This window comes from Mesorhizobium sp. WSM4844, assembly GCF_055811775.1.
On record NZ_JBVVQB010000050.1, the window covers coordinates 34298 to 49518 of the forward strand.

The following is a 15221-nucleotide window of genomic DNA, read 5'->3' on the forward strand; positions in this document are numbered from 1 at the left end:
ACCGGCGTTGGCGCTGCCCCTCATCCGCCTGCCGGGACCTTCTCCCCGTATAGTGACGGGGAGAAGGGTGAAGCTCCAACGCCGGCGCCCCCCTCTCCCCGTCTCTATACGGGGAGAGGGTAAGGGTGAGGGGCAGCACCGACCTGGGAATACCTGCACGAACATCTCAGCCTCCCGCCCTTATCGCGCAACCAGTACCAGCATCGAACACGCGCACCGACGCCTGGGCCGGCGCGACAACCGCTGTCTGCCCGATCGCCAGCCCGACATCATTGTCGAACATCGCCTTCACCGCGCTCTCGCCCTGGCCGAGATGGACAATGGTGCGCGCGCCGATGCGCTCGACGAACGTTACCGGCATCGACAGGCCGCGGTCTGAGAGAATCACCTGCTCCGGCCGAAAGCCGTAGAGCACATCTCCGCGCGCGGCCCTCACTGCCGCGGCGAGATTGTCCGGCAGCGGCGGCGTGACACCGAGCGGGCCGAGGTCGATGACCAGGCCCCGGTCGCTTTCCGCCGGCCTGCCCCTCAGCAGGTTCATGCCCGGCGCGCCGATGAAGCGGGCAACAAAGACGTTGGCCGGATCGTTGTAGACCTCGAGCGGCGTGCCGATCTGCTGCAGCACGCCATGGTCCATCACCGCGATGCGATCGGCCATGGTCATCGCTTCGAGCTGGTCGTGGGTGACATAGACCATGGTCTGCCGGAACTGCCGCTGCAGCTGCTTCAGCTCGGTCCGCATCACCGCCCGGAAGGCGGCATCGACATTGGACAGCGGCTCGTCGAGCAGGAAGATCGCCGGCTCCATGATCGCCGAGCGGCCGATCGCCACCCGCTGCAATATGTTGACCGACAGCCTGTCGGCCTTGCGGTCGAGCAGCGCAGTCAGCTGCAGCATCTCGGCAATGGCGCCGACGCGACGGTCGATCTCGGCCTTTGGCGCGCCGCGCATTTTGGGGCCGTAGGCGAGGTTCTGCCGCACGCTCATGTGGGTGAAGATCGCGTAGTTCTGGAAGACGAAGCCGACGCCGCGGCGTCCCATCGGCACGCCTTCCATGTCGCGCTCGCCGAACAGGATCTTGCCGCTGGTCGGCTCTTCCATGCCGGCGATCATGTTCATCGTCGTCGACTTGCCGCAGCCCGACGGCCCGAGCAGCGCCATGAACTCGCCGTCGGCGATGGCAAGATCCATCGTCTTCAGCGCGGTGAAGTCGCCGAACTTCTTGACCAGGTTCTGCAGGTGGATGGCGCTCATGCCGTCACCTCGCGTGCCCGAGCCATGCGCTTCATGGCAAACACCGCGGCTATGGACAGCACGATCAATATGGCCAGCGCGATCGCCGCGACATAGCCCCAGATCAGGTCCTGGGTGGTGAGCTTGTAGATATAGACGGAGATGGTTTCGGTGGCGACGCCGGGGCCGCCGCCGGTCATGATGTAGAGCGTGTCGAATATCTTGAAGTTCTCGATCACCCGGATCGCCAGCGCGATGATGATGATCGTCTTCATCTTCGGCAGCACGATGGTGACGAAGCGTTGCCAGGGATTGGCGCCGAGCAGCGTCGCCGCCTTGATCTGGTCTTCGGGCACGCCGACCAGGCCGGCAAGCAGGATGAGGAACATCAGCGGCGTCCACTGCCAGATATCGGCGACCATGACGGCGACGAGCGCCAGCGTCGGGTCCGACAGCCAGGCGATGGTGACGGGAAAGCCTGATAACGCCGACAGGATGTCGTTGACCGGGCCGCCCGACTGGAACAGCATGAAGAACATGTAGCCGGCCACCGCCGGCACCACCATCATCGGCATCAGCAGGATCGAATAAAAGATCCGCTTGCCTGGAAACTCGTCGGCAAACAGCGTGGCGAGCGCCAGGCCGAGCAGGAATTCCGCCGGCACGCAGACGATCATCACGATGACGGTGCGCCTGAGCGCGCTCCAGAAGCGAGCGTCGGCGGCAAGGTCGGTGTAGTTGGCAAAATTGTTCCACAGCGACCAGGCGCTCCACCAGCCGAGGCCTGACAGCGGCGACCAGTCGGTCAGGCTGATATAGAGCTGCATCAAGAGCGGGAAGACCGCGATGAACAGCACCAGTATCTGCGCCGGCAAGGTCAGCCGGAAACCGAGCTTTGCCCCTTCATCACGCAAAGCCGGGTTTGCGTGGGCCGCGTGGCTGTTGTCCTCCGGGATGGGGGCCTGCTCCGAAATTGCGGCAGTCGCGGCGCTCATTGCTTGAGCGCCCCGAAGGTCAGCCCGCGCACCAGATGGCGCTGGATGGCGATACCCATGATCACAGGCGGCACCGCGGCGATCAGGCCGAGAGCTGCCTTGGCGCCATAGAGCTGCCCGGTCATCGAGGAGGACAGCGAGGCCATGTAGACGGGGACCGTCACCCATTCGCGCGTCGTCAGGAGCAGCGCGATCAGATAGTCCGACCAGTTGAGGATGAAGACGAACAGCGCGGCACTGGCCAGCGGCGCGCGCATCATCGGCAGCGTGATGCGGGTGAAGACGCGCAGCCGCGAGCAGCCCTCGACCAGCGCCGCTTCCTCGATCTCGCGCGGCATGTCGTCGAAGAAGGTCTTCATCAGCCAGAACGCAAAGGGCAGCGTGACGATGCCGTAGATCAGCGACAGCCCCCACCAGCTGTCGGTGAAGTTGAGGAAGGCCCACATGATCATCACCGGGGTCATCACCGCCATCGGCGGAAACAGGCGGAGCTGGATCAGCGCCAGCGGCAGGTTCTGGCCAGAGCCGAAGCGCGACAGCCCGTAGGCCGCCGCGGTGCCCGCCGACATGGCGATCGCCGTTCCGAAGGTGGCCGACAGCAGCGACGACAGGATCGGCTTCAGGGCGGTGCGATCGAGCGCGACGATCAGGTTGTTGGTCGATTCACCGAAGACGAAGCGGAAATTGCTGAGCGTCGGATCCTTCGGCCACCAGGTCAGTTCGGCGCCGGTCGCCGACCATTCGGCGATCGGCTTGAAGGCCATCGACACCATCCACAGGATCGGCACCAGCGTCACCGCGATGGCGGCAAGGATCGCTGCATAGCGGAATATTTCGAAGGGAACGGAACGCTTCATCTTGCCGCTTTGCTGGTAACCATCGTTTGCGGAGGCGAAGCGCAAACTCCTCGCCTCCATTCGGATCCTGGGAAGGAGGATCAGCTGACCGGATCGAGAACGGTGGGCCAGGCCTCCTTGTTGGTCTTGATGGCTTCGAGAAGCCTCTCCTCGCCGGTGCGGCGGGCGATCTTCTTCCATTCGACCTCGGTGTCGGCCATCGCCTGCTCGGCGGTCTTGGCCTTGGTCAGCGCGGCGACGAGGTTCTCGTCCAGCGCGTTGTGGAAGGCGGTGGCGCCGGGATAATTGATGGTCGGGACGGTACGGGCGACCGTCTCGCGCACCACATCCATGTGGTAGGCGTGATAGGTCTGGCGGACCAGCGGGTCGGAGAAATCCGACAGCCGGAACGGATCGAAATAGCCGCCCGGATTGGCGGTCATCCAGGCATAGATGCGGCTCGAACCGAGCCACTGCAGGAACAGGTAGCAGGCCTCCGGATTCTTGGCCTGCGACGAGACCGAGGCCGACAGATTGAGCCACAGCACCGAGCGGCTGATCAGCTTGCCGTCGATCTCGCGGCCGGGCGGCAGCATCGAGCCGATCTTGCCGGTGACGGCTGAATCCTTGTTGCCGGCATTGTCCAAAAATTTCGGCAGGTTGGAGAAGGCGCAGGTCATCGCGGCGCCGCCCTTGGCAAAATTTCCGTACTGCTCCGGCCAGCCCCAAGAGATCGCATCCGGCGAATGGTGGGCCAGCGAGGCGATGTACTCGTTGGTAGCAGCAATGCCTTGCTCGGAATTGATCAGCGGCTTGCCGGTATCGTCGAACAGGAACTGATTTGGCGAAGCCATTGAAACATAACGCTGATACCAGTTGGTGTAGCCCCAGCCCTGGTTGCGCAGATCGGTCGAACCGAACAGGCCCTTGTCCGGGCGATGGAAGAAGGCGGCGATCTCGTCATGCTGCTTCCAGGTCTTCGGCGGCGCCAGTTCATAGCCATGCTTGTCGGAGAAGGCTTTCTTCTCGGCCGCGTCGCCGAACAGATCGGTGCGATAGACCCAAGTCTGGAAATCGCCGTCCAGCGACACGCCGTAGGTCGAGCCGCGATACTGGTTGAGCAGCGAGACGCCCTTGGCGCCATCGACATAGCCGCGCTCGGGGTCGTCCCATTCCGGCTTGTACTGGGCGACGAAGTCGTCGAGCTTCAGGATGCCGCCGGTTTCGGCGAGATCGCCGAGACGGTTCCATTCCACCGCGTAGATGTCATAGGCCCCACCCTTGGTGGAAATGTCCTGCATCGTCTTGGTGAATTCCTGGCCGTTCGGCACGCCGACGATCTCGATCGGAATGCCGGTTTCTTTCTCCCACAGATCCTTGATCGAGGGCGCGCCGGCGGGAAATTGCTGCGTCAGTTGGCCGATCGAGCCGTCGGACAGGCCAAGCACGATCTTGGCCGGCGCCTTGCCGGCCCCCTTCATCGCCTTGGCCGCCTCGATGGCGCGGCCTTCCGGCGTGTCGGGCCCATATTGATAGCGCTCCGAGCCGTCGAAGCCGGTCGGGCCGCCGATCATGCCCGGCGCCAGCGCATCGGCCGCGTAGGCGCGGCTGGGGCGGATGAATTTCGGTGCGATACCTGCGGCGGCAACAAGCACGGCCGCCTTTCCACCGGACGCCAGCAGACGGCGCCGCGACATGCGGATCATATCAGACATTGGAAGTCCTCCCTCGAGGGCCTTGTTCCTCCACAGCCCTCATGATGGATATTGACGGCAGTATGGGAAGGCTGTCAACATCATAAATAATCAAAACACATCATAACATCGCAATTGAGGGGAGAGGATGCAGTCCAGCGAGGTCAGCCAACGGCACCTAGTGCTTGAATTTGAGGGACCGAGCGCCGCGCCGATCCTTTTCGGCCCGGCTCGACGATTTGGTGTAGCGCGCCGGCTTGCGCATCGGCTCAGGCCGGATACATCATTTCCCATCAGAATCGCGGATGGCATGAAGCCGTCGTCCGGCATTCGAACCATTGAGCGCGCGATTTTGATGCGCGTAGCGCGCAAACAGTGAGGTGATCGACTGTGCGGTCCACCCTGACAGACATAGCCCGGGAAGCCGGCGTTTCAGCCGCGACGGTCGATCGTGTGCTCAACAACCGCGCCGGGGTCAGGGCGCGCACCCGCGAGGTCGTGCTGGAAACGGCGCAGCGGCTGGGCTACATCGCTGAGAATTCGAACAGCCCGACCACGCGCCACGCGCTGTCCGGTGATGTGATACGGCTCGACTTCGCCCTGCCCGCCGGCACCAATTCCTTCATCAAGATGCTGCACCGGCACATCGAGGCGCAGGCGCAATCGCGGCCAGACCTCGATGTTCGCGTCGCCACGATCGAAGGCTTCAATCCCGACCGGCTTGCCCGCCTGCTGCAGGAATTGCGCGGCCAGACGCAGGGCGTCGGCGTCATCGCGCTCGATCACCCGACGGTCCGCGAGGCGATCCGTTCGCTGTCGGCCAGCGGCGTCAAGGTCGTCACCATAGCGTCCGACATCCTGCACGTGCCGAGGGTCGCCTATATCGGCATCGACAACCGCGCCGCCGGCCGGCTCGCCGGCTATCTGCTCAACCGCTTCATGGGCGCCGGTCGTCCGGGCAAGGTCGCGCTGTTCGCCGGCTCGCTCTCCTATCGCGGCCATGAGGAACGCGAGATGGGGTTCCGCCACATATTGACGGAAGAATCGCCCAATCTGCAGATCGTCGAGATGCGCGAGATGCTCGACGACCGGGAAAAGGCCTATGCGGAGGCCTCCGCCCTGCTGGACCGGCATCCGGACCTGGCCGCGATCTACAATGTCGGCGCCGGCAACACCGGCATCGCCCGCGCGCTCAAGGAGCGAGTGCGGGCGTTGTCGACCGTGTTTCTCGGCCATGAAGTGACCGAAGGCACCAAGGAGCTTTTGCTCGACGGCACGCTCGATGCAGTGATCGACCAGAACCCGCGCGTCGAGGCCCGCGAAGCACTCAACACCTTGACCCATGCGATCAGGGGATTGCCTTACGAACTCCACCAGCCGAGGCTGCAAGTGATCTTCAGGGAGAGCATCCCGGAGATCTGAACGGAAGCTCAGGGATATCAGGCCTGCGGCGCTGCGGCGAGCAGGGTAACCTTGAGCTGGATGCCGTACGGACTGATGGCCGGCTAGATCCGGCTCACGATCGCCCGGCCACCCTCGCCGAGGCCGATCGCGATCCGGTCGCCGGAGACAATGCCCGATATGTCGCAGACGACCAGCGGCATGCTGATGTCGTAGAGGAACTCGGCGACGATGGCGCCGACGGCCAGGATCGGATCGGGCCGCTGCAGGATGATGCCGGCCGGCGCCGTGCCCCGGCGGATCGCCTCGGCCAGAACCGACGATGAGGACGACGACCCCCGCCCGGATGCCATCACCAGGATCTTGCGGGCGACGTTGCCGCCCGGGTGCGAACGGTCGATGATGTCGCCCGTTTCGGCATCGACGCCGCCCCAGAAGCTGAGCGCATGCGACAGCACCAGCGCCGATCCCTGCGCCTCGCCGGCAAGCTGGAACGTGCCAACTCTGTTCAGGGCCCGACTTTTCAGCGCTCGACCGTCCTGTTCGCTCATCGCGCGCCTCGCACGACGCGGCCGGCAGCGGCCGAGCGAACGCAGTCTGCCAGGTCGCCGAAGGCCACCGACACGCCGATATTGCCGGGCGCATAATGCGCCCATTTGCCGGAATTGGTCATCACCACGCCGTCGAGACGCTCGATCACCGAGGTGACATAGGTGCAGGTATCGGTAACCGGAATGAGGTTGAACGCCTCCATGCCGTCCAGTTCGCCCTCGTCCTGCAATCTCTTGAAAGTGGCGCGCCCGGTGTTGACATAGATCGGAACCCCCCTGTCCGGCGCCACCTCGCGCAGCATCGCCAGCAGGCGCATCCACTCGTCATGGGAAAAATGCGGCGTGCCGAGCGATACGGCCGCAAGCGGCGCGCCGTCGGGGACGCTCGACAGTTTTGCCAGCGCCTGGTCGATGTCGGCGCGACAGATCCGGATCGTCGCTTCCGGCGCCACGCCGCGAAATGCCTCGTCGAGCGTCCTTGCTTCCGGCGTGATGCCGACCGCATGAAACAGCGCCACCGCACCCGTCGTTGCCGCCGCCGCGCCAAGCGCCTTCAACTGATCCTCGTCGCGCGGCTGCGGCAGGCCCGATATCACAGGAATACGGTCGCCGCTCCTTTGACCGACAATAAGCCCGACGCCAACGAACAGGGCATCGGAAGGTTCGAAAGAACCGGTCAGCTTGAACAGGATCTGGCCGCGCCGGTTTTCGCTGAGATGCAGCCCCCAGGCCGGCGCGCGCCCGGTCATCGCGCAGCACAAATCGATGAAATCGCCATAGCGATTGGTGCGCGCGCCGATCACCGAATTGGCAAAGACGATGGCGTTGGACTCGCCCCAGGCGATCTGCTCGCCAAAGCCCGGCCGGAACCGCGTCTGATAGGGCGCGCAGGTGAAGGTCGCCTGGCAGCCGAGTTTTAGATGCGCCTTCATCAGCCGCCGCGCCGGCACTTCTTGCGCCGTCGGCATCTTCACCAGCCCGGGATGGATGAGGTCGAAGGAACCGACATTGAGTGTCGTCGGCACCCGAACGCGGCCGCCGCCCTCGACCAGCCTTTCGACGAAATCGAGGCTGGCCTGGCCGTGATAAAGGCAGCCGTCGATATGCGCCCCGGCAATGTCCAACAATTTGCGCGCACCGACGGCGTTGGAAAAGGCGACCAGTATCTTCACGGCTGCGGCCACGGCCCGGCCGTGCTCGCCGTCGAGCATCGACTGGTCGCCCGCACTGAGTTCAAGCGTCATCGGGTGTTCCGCTTTCCCGCACTATGCCCGACCATGCTCTCACTGATTGCGGTCCGCCTGGCAAGATCAGTTTGCAGCGATCAGCACCGTGCTCTCCGGCGACCAGCGCAGCACCACTTCTTGCCCCTCCGCCAACCTTTCAACGCCGGTGTTCTGCACGATGACCTTGAGCGTTTGCCCGTCGCGATCGACGAAATAGGTGCTGTTGTTGCCGGCGAAGATGCGCTTGGATACCTGGCCGCGGAGCATATTGGCGTTCGGATCGGACGTCCCTGAATCGGTAGCAATGCGGATGCGTTCGGGCCGCACCGCGCAGCTGGCCTTGGCACCGGCGGCAAGCGTCGCGCCTGCGCCGGCGGCAATCATCGTGCCGTCCGGCAGCCGGATGCCGGCGCCGGTGCTGTCGCCGCGAAAAATGTTGGCGTCGCCGAGGAAGGTGGCGGCGAACTCGCTCTTTGGCCTGTCGTAGATCTCCTCTGGCGGCCCCTCCTGCACAAGCCTGCCGTCACGCAGGATGCCGATGCGGTCGCTCATCGTCAGCGCTTCTTCCTGGTCGTGGGTGACGAAGATGGTGGTGATGCCGATCTCGCGCTGGATGCGCTTCAGCTCGATCTGCATGTCGACGCGCAGCGCCTTGTCGAGCGCGCCCAGCGGCTCGTCGAGCAGAAGCACGCGCGGCTTGGTGACGATGGCGCGGGCCAGCGCGACGCGCTGGCGCTGGCCGCCCGACAGCTGGTGCGGGCGGCGGCCGCCAAGCTTGCCGAGTTGCACCAGGTCGAGCGCGCGCTGCACCTCGCTGGCTATTGTTGGCTTGGCTTGCCCGCGCACCGACAGGCCGAAGGCGACATTGTCGGCGACGCTCATATTGGGAAACAGCGCATAGTTCTGGAACACCATGCCGATGCGCCGCTTCTCGACCGGCACCCGCTCGACGCTCTCGCCGCCGATGGCGATGCGGCCGGAGTCGGGGAAATCGAAGCCGGCGATCTGGCGCAGGAGCGTGGTCTTGCCGCTGCCCGACGGCCCGAGCAGCGCGTAGAAACCGCCGTCGGCGAAATCGATCGAGACATCGTCCAGCGCCTTGTGCGCGCCAAAACTGCGCGACAAATTCGCTACCTGCACGCCGGCCATTATTTCTCTCCGCCGAATTTGAAGAATTTTGCCGTGAGCAGCATCAGCGCCATCGAGACGACGATGATGATCGTCGAGACGGCATTGATCTCCGGCGTGAAACCCTTCCGGATCGCGGCGTAGATCTCGACCGGCAAGGTCGTCTGGCCCGGCGTCGACAGGAAGTAGGAGACCACGAACTGGTCGAACGACACGGCGAAGGCGAACAGCCCGCCGGCGATGACGCCCGGCATGATCCAGGGCAGCGTCACCCGCGAAGTCACCTGCCACTGGTTGGCGCCGAGCGATCGCGCCGCCTCTTCCAGCTCCGGCGCAAAGGTCTGCAGCCGGGCCGAGACGACGACGATGACATAGGGCAGCGCCAGCGCCACATGGCCGAGCAGGATCGCGAACAGTCCCCGCCCGATGCCGACGCCGAAGAAGAAGATCAGCATCGCCGTGCCGGTGATCAGCCACGGAATGGCGATCGGTGGAAACAGCAGCGCTTGCAGGACTTTCTTGCCGCGAAATTCATGGCGATAGAGCGCCAGCGATGCCGCCGAGCCGAGCACCGTGGAGATGATGGTGGAGATGATGGCGATCTCTATGCTGTTCCAGGTGGCGGAGATCAGCTGGTCGTTCTGCCACAACGAAGCGTACCACTCCGTCGTCCATTCGAACGGCAACTGGTAGAAGGGCGAGACGTTGAACGACATCAGCGCCATGATGATAACAGGCAGGTAGAGGAAGGCGAGCAGCAGCCAGATGTAGAGGCGCCCACACCATTCCAGGATACGCGTCGTCGCCATCACGCGGCCCTCTTCAACACCGGCGACGCCAATGCCAGGATGACCAGCACGACGGCCAGCAGGATGAAGGACAGCGCCGCACCCAGCGGCCAGTTGAACACGGCGACGAACTGGTCCTCGATGATCGTGCCGTAGAAAGTACCGGTGCGGCCACCGAGGATACGCGGTTCCATGAAGGAGCCGACGACGGGAACGAAGATCAGCGCCGCACCGGCGACCAGCCCCGGCATCGACAGCGGAATGATCACCCGTTTCAGCATTTGCAGCCGCGAGGCGCCGAGCGAGCGCCCTGCCTCGATCAGCGAATCGTCGATGGCCTGCAGCGTCAGGTAACAGGTCAGCACCATGTAGGGCACGTAGGAGTGGACCAGGCCGATGATGACGGCCGGATAGGAATACATCAGGTCGATGTTGATCTTGAACGGCAGCACGGCGTTGAGCGCGGTATCGAGAATGCCGCCTTCGCGCAGCACCATCGCCCAGGAGAAGATGCGCACCAGGCCATTCGACCAGAACGGCAGGATGACGAGCAGGAAGATCGCCTCGCGGCTGCGTCCCCTAAACACCTTGGCCAGCACATAGGCCGCGGGATAGCCGATGACGACGCACCACAGCGTCACCTCGAGCCCGAGCCGGAGCGAGGCCAGCAGCAGCGTCCGGTAGAGGCCTTGCGAGAAGAAGGTGGCATAATTGTCCAGCGTGAACGACCACGCCTTTCCCGACAACGGCAGTTCGGTCATGAAGGAGAAGAACACCATGGCCGACAGCGGCAAGAAGATCGCCACCGTCAGCCAGAGATAGGCGGGGACAAGCAGCGGCAAAGCCGATCGCAATCCGCTCCTCGAACCGGTCGCGACCTGTCCTGCCATATGTTCCTCCCGAAAAGCTTGCCGTTACTTCACCCCGCCCGTTACTTCACATTGACCTTCAGCTCCTGCCACAGCGCCAGATAAGCCTCGCGCTGCGCGTCGCTGATCGGCGCCTGGAACTGGATGCGCTTGGCGACATCGGGGTCTCCCATCACCTTGCGGTTGAAGGCGTCTTCGGGAAGGGCGGCGACCGCCTTGGCGTTGGCTGACACCGGCGCGCCGACCTTGGTGACCCATTCGACGTAGAATTTCGGATCGATCATGGTGTTGATGAAGGCCTCGGCGCCGGCGACATTCTTGGCGCCGACCGGGATGGAGAAGGCGTCGAGCCAGGCGACGGCGCCTTCCCCGGGGATGACCAGCGACACCGGCAGCTTGAAATGCGTCTTGGCGCGGTCGGCCGAGCCGCTCCAATAGGTGCCGATGTCGATCTGATTGGAGGCGACCATCTGGTTCCAGTCGTTTTCCGAACTCCAGAACGTCTTGATCTGCGGCATCAGCGAGGTCAGCTTCGCCTTGACCGCTTCCATATCTTTGATGTCGTTGATGTTCTGGCCGGTGGCGATGGCGCCGAACTGGACCGCTTCGACGGCATCGTCGCGGATGGTGACGCGGCCCTTATGCGCCTCGTTCCACATCTCGGCGATGCTGGTCGGCGGCGTCTCGAAGGCTTTCTCGTTGATGGCGAGCGCGGTCAAGCCCCACACCCATGGCACGCCATAGACCTTGCCGTCGCGGGCGAGCATCGGCGAGCCTGCCTTGTCCGCGCTGATGTCGGCATAGTTGGGGATTTTCGAGACGTCGATCGGCTGGATCAGCTTTTCCGCCATCGCCTGGTCGTTGAAGGCGGCGTTGATCATGACAACGTCGTAGAGGCCGGGATTGGTCCTCAGCTTGGTCAGCATTTCCTGTTCGGAATTGAAAAAATCGTTGACGACCTTGTTGCCGGTCGCCTTCTCGAAGGCGGCGATGGCCCAGGGCTCGTCGGCGCCGTAGCCCTTCCAGTTGAGCACATGCACCTCGTCGGCGCTGGCGACCAGTGCGGAAGCGAAGACGGCGGTTGCCGTCAGAAAAGCAGTCAGTTTGGGCATGCGCATGTTCGTTCCTCTCATTGTTTGCCCGGTTGGCGGGCTTGTTGCGTCATTTAGGCTGTCATAAATGGGCCTTTTGCTTCCGGCCGTGCACGGATCGATCGTCATGGCTGAGGAATGTCTGGATCTCCTCGTCGGTCGGCGCCGACGATCCGCCATGGCGGGTGACCGAGAGCGCCGCCGCCGCATTGGCGTAACTTGCCGCTTCGAAGGGCGGCACGCCGCGCGACAGCGCGCTGACGAAGGCGCCGATATGGGTGTCGCCGGCGCCGTTGGTATTGACGGCGGCGACCTTGAAACCGGGCACGGGCTGCGCGGTGCCGTCAGCCAGTCGCACGAAGCAGCCTTCCGCCCCGGCGCGGATGATGACCGCCTCGGCGGTCGGGCAGTGATTGGAAAGAAGCCGGGCGGCAACGGCCTCGACATCGCCGCGGCCGGCGATCTCGGCCGCTTCCGTTGTGTTGCAGCTCAGCCAGATCGTGCGCGCCAGCACCCGGTCGAGAATGGCGCGCGGAATGTCCGAGACGACCGGCGTCGGATCGAAGACAAGGGCGATCTCCGCCGGCAGCGCCTCGATCCAGTCGGCCAGCGCGTCGCGGCTGCCGGGATAGCTCAGCGTGTAGCCGGAGGCGAACGCCCAATCATCAGGCGCAACCCGGACAGGCGCCATCATGCCGAGGCTGAGCACACTCTCGGCGCCAGGCCATGACACGAAGGTGCGCTCAGCGTCACCGCTGATCATGGCGACGCAATTGCCGCTGTCCATATCAGGCGATGGCGGGGTCAGCGTTGCGATGCCCTCGGCGGCAAAAGCGGCGCGCAGGAAGTCGCCATTCGGTCCACTGCCGAGCTGGCCGCCGAAGACGACCTTCATGCCGGTGCGGCTGGCCGCGACCATCATGTTGAAGCCGCCGCCGGCGACCTGGGCATAACTCGATGCGGTCTTTTCGGTGCCGGGCTCAGGCAGGGCGTCGATGCGGTAGACATGGTCGACCACCGCGCTGCCGACATGGACAAGACGCCGGCTCATGTCAGGCTGAGCTCCGCTCATGTCAGGCTGAGCTCCGCTCATGCCAGGCTGAGCTCCGCTCATGCCGCCACGTCCTTACCTGAACCGCGTTTCGCCATCCGCACCGCGACCAGGTCGGCGGCGAGCGCGCGCACCTGCGCCATGTCGAGCCCTTTGAGCCGGGGGATGTATTCCCTTGGCAATCGGCGAAAGCCGGCGCAGGCGCCTGCCATGCCGGCGGCGATGGCGCCGATCGTGTCGGTGTCGCCGCCGAGATTGGCGCTGATGACGGCCGCCTGCCAGGGATCGCCGCCGGCGATTTCCAGCACTGCGAAGGCCGCCGGAACCGATTCCTGGCTGGCGACGCCGGTGCCGACCAGGTCGACGATCAGCCGGATGCCGTCGGTGACAGCCTTGCGGCGAACCAGGCCCCTCGCCCAGTCGATGCGCGCGGCGATATCGCCGCCGGTGGTCCAGTGACCGCGTTCTGCGCCCTGCCTTGCCGCCACCACCGCGCGATCCGAGGCGGCGCGCCAATCGCCGCCGGCAACGCCACTGCTGACAGCGGCGGCAACGGCAGCCGCCGCGGCAATGGCGATCGAGGTGTTGTGCGTCGCCCGGCAGGTTTCCGCAACCTTGGCGACCAGCGCGTCGAGCGGCTCCGGCGGCATCATGATGCCGACCGGCGCGATGCGCATCGCCGCGCCATTGGTGTCGCCGCTGCGCCCGGCCTCCTCGGCCGGCACACCATCATTGATGGCGTCGATGGCGCGCTTGGTCGACGGTCCGAGCAGATCGTAGCTGCCGCGCGCCTTGACCTCGCGCTCCCAGTCGAGCAGCGCCTTGACCCAGCGCGTGTGGTCGAAGCCGTCGCCTGAAGCAACCAGGATGCGGCCGAGCAGCAGCGCCTGTTCGGTGTCGTCGGTGACAGTGCCGGCGGCCAGGCCCTTCGACACCGGATGGTCGGCGGCGGGCGCGACGAAACCCTCGACAGGACCGTAGAGCTCGGCGATGCGGGCTGGCGACAAAAGCTGCGTCGGCATGCCGAGCGCATCGCCCAGCGCCCCGCCGACAAGCGCACCCATCGCCCGGTCGATCGCCGCGGCCATCTCCATGCTCAGAACTCCAGGTGAAGCGCGAAATGCGCCGGATTGAGCAGGCTGGTGACATATTCGATGGCGCGGCCGTCGGCGGCGCGCGTCAGGCGCCGCGTGCGCAGGAACGGCGCGCCCGGCGCGCAGTCGAGAATGGCCGCGTCCTCGGCGCTCAGCATCTCGATATCGACCCACTCCTCGCCGTGATCGGGGACAAGCCCCGCGCCGCGCAACGTCTGGTGCAGCGAGCCCTCGCGCAGGCCACGCAGCGGCACGTCCTCCAGTTCGGGCGACAGCGGCAGGCGGCTGCGCTCGATCGAGATGGCATGGCCGTCATCGGCGTTTGAGCGCACCCGGTCGACGGCGATGAAGAACGGGCTTTCGACGCCGAGCCTGGCAGCGAGCTCGCCATCCTGCATGACTTCGAGCCTGAGCGTGCGCGTCTCGGCATTGGCGCCGGCATTGGCCAGTGCCCGCGACCAGCCGACGGCGTCATCGACCGGCATGCCGTCGAAGGTGACGAACGAGCCGATGCCGACCTTGGTGGTGATCAGTCCGCGACTCGACAATTCCTCGAGACCCTTGCGGATGGTGTTGCGGCTGACGGAGAAGCGCTGGACAAGCTCGTTCTCGCTCTGCAGGCGGTCGCCGAAGCCGAGCACGCCGGAGCGGATCTCGTGCTCGAGGACGGTGGCGATCCGTTCGGGCTTGCCGGTTCCGGGAGACGACAGGGTCGTGCGACGCGCCATGGAATACCTGTTCAGTAAACCTGTATAATCCTGTTCAATAACGTGATAGGGCAAGTCATGTCAACGGCTCGCGGCCGGCACGTTTTGCGTTCCCGCATCCCGGGCAAGATTGCCCTGCTGATCACGACGGCCCCTCCCGATCACGACGGCCCTGCTGGTCACGACGGTTCCTCGCAGGCTGGAATTTTATGGGAACCTTCACCACCCCCGAGCGGTTTTTTCTGTAGTCGCGATGCGGCGACGACCGAAAAATGGAGACAAATGGAGGCAAACCATGCTTACGAAGTTACTCGCGGCGTCCGTGCTCGCCGCCGGCCTGGCCACCTCTGCGATGGCCCAGAGCACAGCCGACCCAGCCGACACAGAGGCTGGCATGGCTCCTGGCAGCGGCAGAAGCGTCGTCATCGACCCGGCCCCGACCGATCCGAACCTGGCCGAGCCGGATGCTGTCGATACCGGGATTACCGGTAGCATTATTGCGAGCCCCGACGGCACGAATTCGAATGCCGATCGGAACTGCCCGCCAAGCCCGCAG

General features: G+C 64.7%; 15 protein-coding genes. 2 read left to right on the forward strand and 13 right to left on the reverse strand.

Features of this window, described 5'->3' with window-relative positions:
* Positions 1-166: 166 nt before the first annotated feature.
* The 4 genes from AC0L2A_RS28280 to AC0L2A_RS28295 form a co-directional block, all read right to left on the reverse strand.
* Entirely contained in the window at positions 167-1255 is a 1089-nt protein-coding gene (locus tag AC0L2A_RS28280) for an ABC transporter ATP-binding protein (RefSeq protein ID WP_473611579.1), read from the reverse strand.
* Complete coding sequence (locus tag AC0L2A_RS28285) at positions 1252-2229, reverse strand: carbohydrate ABC transporter permease (RefSeq protein ID WP_473611580.1); 978 nt, start codon at positions 2227-2229, stop codon at positions 1252-1254. The genes AC0L2A_RS28280 and AC0L2A_RS28285 overlap by 4 nt, the downstream gene beginning before the upstream one ends.
* Positions 2226-3086, reverse strand: a complete 861-nt coding sequence (locus tag AC0L2A_RS28290) for a carbohydrate ABC transporter permease (RefSeq protein ID WP_287052730.1) — start codon at positions 3084-3086, stop codon at positions 2226-2228. The genes AC0L2A_RS28285 and AC0L2A_RS28290 overlap by 4 nt, the downstream gene beginning before the upstream one ends.
* A gap of 80 nt (positions 3087-3166) precedes the next feature.
* On the reverse strand, positions 3167-4780 hold the full coding sequence (locus AC0L2A_RS28295; protein ID WP_473611582.1) for an extracellular solute-binding protein: 1614 nt from the start codon (positions 4778-4780) through the stop codon (positions 3167-3169).
* Positions 4781-5149: 369 nt separating this feature from the next.
* On the opposite strand from AC0L2A_RS28295, the gene AC0L2A_RS28300 reads away from it, so the two are divergent.
* Positions 5150-6181 carry a LacI family DNA-binding transcriptional regulator gene (locus tag AC0L2A_RS28300; protein ID WP_023798621.1) on the forward strand — a complete coding sequence of 344 codons (1032 nt, stop codon included), beginning with the start codon at positions 5150-5152 and terminating at the stop codon, positions 6179-6181.
* Positions 6182-6264: 83 nt separating this feature from the next.
* Here the strand turns inward: AC0L2A_RS28300 and AC0L2A_RS28305 are convergent, their stop codons facing one another.
* The 9 genes from AC0L2A_RS28305 to AC0L2A_RS28345 all read right to left on the reverse strand — a co-directional run bounded on the left by AC0L2A_RS28305 (position 6265) and on the right by AC0L2A_RS28345 (position 14686).
* Positions 6265-6711 (reverse strand): aconitase X swivel domain-containing protein, encoded by a 447-nt coding sequence (locus AC0L2A_RS28305; RefSeq protein ID WP_473611583.1) that lies wholly within the window; start codon positions 6709-6711, stop codon positions 6265-6267.
* Positions 6708-7955, reverse strand: coding sequence for an aconitase X (locus AC0L2A_RS28310; protein ID WP_473611584.1), 1248 nt, complete (start codon positions 7953-7955; stop codon positions 6708-6710). Before AC0L2A_RS28310 ends, AC0L2A_RS28305 begins: the two co-directional genes overlap by 4 nt.
* 66 nt (positions 7956-8021) lie before the next feature.
* Positions 8022-9086, reverse strand: coding sequence for an ABC transporter ATP-binding protein (locus AC0L2A_RS28315; protein WP_473611586.1), 1065 nt, complete (start codon positions 9084-9086; stop codon positions 8022-8024).
* Complete coding sequence (locus tag AC0L2A_RS28320; protein ID WP_473611587.1) at positions 9086-9874, reverse strand: ABC transporter permease; 789 nt, start codon at positions 9872-9874, stop codon at positions 9086-9088. Before AC0L2A_RS28320 ends, AC0L2A_RS28315 begins: the two co-directional genes overlap by 1 nt.
* On the reverse strand, positions 9874-10743 hold the full coding sequence (locus AC0L2A_RS28325; protein ID WP_287321015.1) for an ABC transporter permease: 870 nt from the start codon (positions 10741-10743) through the stop codon (positions 9874-9876). Before AC0L2A_RS28325 ends, AC0L2A_RS28320 begins: the two co-directional genes overlap by 1 nt.
* 41 nt (positions 10744-10784) lie before the next feature.
* A complete protein-coding gene (locus tag AC0L2A_RS28330; RefSeq protein WP_473611589.1) occupies positions 10785-11840 on the reverse strand; it encodes an ABC transporter substrate-binding protein in 1056 nt (351 codons plus the stop codon).
* Between the two features lie 55 nt (positions 11841-11895).
* The gene (locus AC0L2A_RS28335) at positions 11896-12864 is read right to left on the reverse strand and encodes a PfkB family carbohydrate kinase (RefSeq protein ID WP_473611590.1); all 969 of its coding nucleotides are present in this window, start codon (positions 12862-12864) and stop codon (positions 11896-11898) included.
* A gap of 59 nt (positions 12865-12923) precedes the next feature.
* A complete protein-coding gene (locus AC0L2A_RS28340; protein ID WP_473611591.1) occupies positions 12924-13958 on the reverse strand; it encodes an ADP-ribosylglycohydrolase family protein in 1035 nt (344 codons plus the stop codon).
* Between the two features lie 2 nt (positions 13959-13960).
* Positions 13961-14686: a GntR family transcriptional regulator gene (locus AC0L2A_RS28345; protein WP_236376823.1), complete on the reverse strand. Its 726-nt coding sequence runs from the start codon at positions 14684-14686 to the stop codon at positions 13961-13963.
* Between the two features lie 274 nt (positions 14687-14960).
* On the opposite strand from AC0L2A_RS28345, the gene AC0L2A_RS28350 reads away from it, so the two are divergent.
* Positions 14961-15221, forward strand: a 261-nt coding sequence (locus AC0L2A_RS28350) for a hypothetical protein (protein ID WP_473611593.1), incomplete at its 3' end; no start/stop codon positions are given.

Coding starts and splice junctions, on each gene's coding strand:
- AC0L2A_RS28280 (WP_473611579.1), bottom strand. CDS start 1,255: ATGAGCGCCATCCACCTGCAGAACCTGGTCAAGAAGTTCGGCGACTTC.
- AC0L2A_RS28285 (WP_473611580.1), bottom strand. CDS start 2,229: ATGAGCGCCGCGACTGCCGCAATTTCGGAGCAGGCCCCCATCCCGGAG.
- AC0L2A_RS28290 (WP_287052730.1), bottom strand. CDS start 3,086: ATGAAGCGTTCCGTTCCCTTCGAAATATTCCGCTATGCAGCGATCCTT.
- AC0L2A_RS28295 (WP_473611582.1), bottom strand. CDS start 4,780: ATGTCTGATATGATCCGCATGTCGCGGCGCCGTCTGCTGGCGTCCGGT.
- AC0L2A_RS28305 (WP_473611583.1), bottom strand. CDS start 6,711: ATGAGCGAACAGGACGGTCGAGCGCTGAAAAGTCGGGCCCTGAACAGA.
- AC0L2A_RS28310 (WP_473611584.1), bottom strand. CDS start 7,955: ATGACGCTTGAACTCAGTGCGGGCGACCAGTCGATGCTCGACGGCGAG.
- AC0L2A_RS28315 (WP_473611586.1), bottom strand. CDS start 9,086: ATGGCCGGCGTGCAGGTAGCGAATTTGTCGCGCAGTTTTGGCGCGCAC.
- AC0L2A_RS28320 (WP_473611587.1), bottom strand. CDS start 9,874: ATGGCGACGACGCGTATCCTGGAATGGTGTGGGCGCCTCTACATCTGG.
- AC0L2A_RS28325 (WP_287321015.1), bottom strand. CDS start 10,743: ATGGCAGGACAGGTCGCGACCGGTTCGAGGAGCGGATTGCGATCGGCT.
- AC0L2A_RS28330 (WP_473611589.1), bottom strand. CDS start 11,840: ATGCGCATGCCCAAACTGACTGCTTTTCTGACGGCAACCGCCGTCTTC.
- AC0L2A_RS28335 (WP_473611590.1), bottom strand. CDS start 12,864: ATGAGCCGGCGTCTTGTCCATGTCGGCAGCGCGGTGGTCGACCATGTC.
- AC0L2A_RS28340 (WP_473611591.1), bottom strand. CDS start 13,958: ATGGAGATGGCCGCGGCGATCGACCGGGCGATGGGTGCGCTTGTCGGC.
- AC0L2A_RS28345 (WP_236376823.1), bottom strand. CDS start 14,686: ATGGCGCGTCGCACGACCCTGTCGTCTCCCGGAACCGGCAAGCCCGAA.